Genomic DNA, 647 nt, shown 5'->3' on the forward strand with positions numbered 1-647 from the left:
CTAATCCTTGAAAATGAAGAAAGGTCGAAGTCAATGTAAACTAACTGATAATGAGGAAGAAACGGAATGATTTGCGTAAAGCTGCACTATTTGTAAAGGGCAGTAATATGCAGATTTAGGCAGAAGTTCAGTTACCAAACCATTACCCGATTTTGTCATAGGTAACGATGGAGCAATATTCGGTAACTGAATTATTTTCGCTTGTGTGGCTGTTGCTGCGGTCGGCAGTTTTCTGCGTAAGTGAGGAACGCTTTGAATTTGGTAATTTTGCCACAAAACATCAAAGCGTATGAAAACAGAAAAAATGAAGGTGTTGCTCTACCTCAAAAAGAGCGGTCTGGACAAGTCGGGTAAAGCACCGATTATGGGACGGATAACCATCGGACGTTCTATCGCGCAGTTCAGTTGCAAGCTCTCCTGTAATCCTGACTTGTGGAATCCCCGTGAGAGCAGAATGGACGGAAAAAGTCGTGAGGCGGTGGAAGTGAATGGCAGGTTGGAGAACTTGCTGCTGTCCATTCAGTCAGCTTATCAATCTTTGCTTACAAGAGGTTGCCCATTTGACGCAACCGAGGTGAAGGAACAGTTTCAAGGCAGTGTGCAGACACGGTGCATGCTCATCGAGAGGCTTGATGTGCTCATAAAAG

At 44.5% G+C, this 647-nt stretch carries 1 protein-coding gene; it reads left to right on the top strand.

The annotated features are described in order from the left end of the window. Window positions 1-289: 289 nt before the first annotated feature. Window positions 290-647: Arm DNA-binding domain-containing protein (locus HMPREF1640_RS12405; protein ID WP_036895424.1), on the top strand; the 358-nt coding region annotated here is incomplete at its 3' end.

The sequence above is a fragment of the Prevotella sp. S7-1-8 genome, assembly GCF_000758925.1.
Taxonomy (GTDB): domain Bacteria; phylum Bacteroidota; class Bacteroidia; order Bacteroidales; family Bacteroidaceae; genus Prevotella.